The sequence below is a fragment of the Nguyenibacter vanlangensis genome (assembly GCF_013376155.1).
GTDB lineage: Bacteria > Pseudomonadota > Alphaproteobacteria > Acetobacterales > Acetobacteraceae > Gluconacetobacter > Gluconacetobacter vanlangensis.
On the sequence record NZ_JABXXP010000493.1, the window covers coordinates 1 to 2,129 of the forward strand.

The window sequence follows — 2,129 nt, forward strand, 5'->3', positions numbered from 1 at the left end:
GGCGTTCAGCCGCGCGGCCTCGTGCGCCAGTTCGCGGCGCAGGGCGGCGGCGAAGCGGGCTTGCGGGATGGTGTCGCGGACATGGCTGTTGAAGTCGCAATAGGGGCACTTGGCCAGGCAGAACGGCCAGTGGATGTAGAGCGCCAGGGGTTCGGCGCCCCCGGACGGGACAGGGGCAGGGGCGTCAGATGGCAAGCCGCACGCCCAGTTCCACCACCCGGTCGGGCGGGATGCGGAAGAATTCGGTGGCGGGGGTGGCGTTGCGCGCCATCAGCAGGAACAGCGACATCCGCCAGCGCGACATCTTGGGCACCGAGGAGCGGACCAGCAATTCCCGGCTGGTGAAATAGGACGCCTGCATGGCGTCGAAATCGACGCCGTTCGTCTTGAGGTCTTCGAGCGCGCGGGGGAGGTTGGGGGTCTCCATGAAGCCGTAGCGCAGGATCACCCGGTAGATATCGGGCGCGAGCTGCTGCAGCGCCACGCGGTGGCCGCGCGCGGCCTCGGGCTGGTCGAGCGTCTGGACGGTGACGAACAGCACGTGCTCGTGCAGTACCTTGTTGTGCTTGAGGTTGTGCAGCAGGCAGGTGGGCACGAATTCGGGCGTCGCGGTCATGAACACCGCCGTGCCGGGTACGCGGATGGTGCGCGACTGGGGCAGGCGGGCCAGGAAGGAATTGACCGGCAGGCTGTCCAGCTTCTGCCGGTTCATGATCAGGCTGCGGCCGCGTTTCCAGGTCGTCATCATCAGGGTCAGCACGATGCCCAGCAGCACCGGCACCCAGCCGCCCTGCGGGATCTTGAGCGCGTTGGACGCGAAGAACACGCTGTCCATGACGAAGAAGCCGCCGAAGGTGAAGGTGGCGGCCAGGCGCGACCAGTGATAGAGGCGGCGGAACGCCACCAGGGCCAGCACGCAGGTACACATGAAGGTGCCGGTCACCGCGATGCCGTAGGCCGAGGCCAGGGCGTCGGAACTGCGGAACGCCACCACCAGCGTCAGCGCGCCGACCATCAGGAAGCGGTTGAATTCGGGCAGGTAGATCTGCCCCTCTTCCATCTTGTTGGTGTGGGTGATGCGCATGCGCGGCAGGTAGCCGAGCTGGATGAGCTGCCGGCACAGGGAAAAGCCGCCCGAGATCCCGGCCTGGCTGGCGATCACCGTCGCCAAGGTGGACAGGACGATCATCGGGATCTGCGCCCAGGCGGGGCCGAGCAGGAAGAACGGATTGCTGAGCGTCGCGGGGCTGGCGATGATCAGAGCGCCCTGGCCGAGATAGTTGAGCGCCAGGCAGGGCAGCACGCAGAACAGCCACGCATAGCGGATGGGCGCGCGGCCGAAATGGCCCATGTCGGCATAGAGCGCCTCGGCCCCCGTGACGGACAGCACGACCGCGCCCAGGGCGATGAAGGACAGCCAGCCGTGGAAGGCGATGAAGCGCACGGCGTAGACCGGCGAGATCGCCCACAGGATGCCCGGATGGCGCAGGATTTCCAGCGTGCCGAGGATGCCCAGCATGCTGAACCACACCAGCATGACCGGGCCGAAGATCGCCCCCACCCGGCCGGTGCCGTAGGATTGCACGCTGAACAGGCCGATCAGCACGACGATGGCCAGCGGGATGACCAGCCGGCTGGCGGCGGGGAAGCTGACTTCGAGCCCCTCGACGGCGGAGAGCACCGAGATGGCCGGGGTGATCAGCCCGTCGCCGAAGAACAGGCAGGCCCCGGCGATGCCGGCCATGCCCAGGAACAGTTTCAGCCGCGTATTGTCCGAGACGCGCTGGGCCAGGGACATCAGCGCGATGATGCCGCCCTCGCCATTATGGTCGGCGCGCATGATCAGCAGCACGTATTTGACGGTGACGATCAGGAACAGCGACCAGATGATCAGGCTTTCGACGCCCAGTACTTCCCACGGTTCGATCATATGGTGCCGCGAGACGATCAGGATGGTCGAGCGCAGGGCGTAGAGCGGGCTGGTGCCGATATCGCCGAACACCACGCCCAGCACGCCCAGCAGCGCCGCGAACCCCACCGGACCGGCCACGTGCTCGTGCTGGTCGGCGCCGAATTCGGTGATGCGCGGCGGCGCGTCGGGAGCCGCCATGGCCGCGCCGTCCACCGCC

1 protein-coding gene and 1 pseudogene are annotated in these 2,129 nt (G+C 67.4%); both read right to left on the reverse strand.

From position 1 onward, the window contains the following. A pseudogene (locus tag HUK84_RS15735) lies at window positions 1-195 on the reverse strand (radical SAM family heme chaperone HemW); the annotation flags it as partial. Then, on the reverse strand, window positions 185-2,110 hold the full coding sequence (locus HUK84_RS15740; RefSeq protein WP_218064409.1) for a potassium transporter Kup: 1,926 nt from the start codon (window positions 2,108-2,110) through the stop codon (window positions 185-187). The gene HUK84_RS15740 and the pseudogene HUK84_RS15735, both read right to left, overlap by 11 nt. Window positions 2,111-2,129 lie beyond the last annotated feature (19 nt).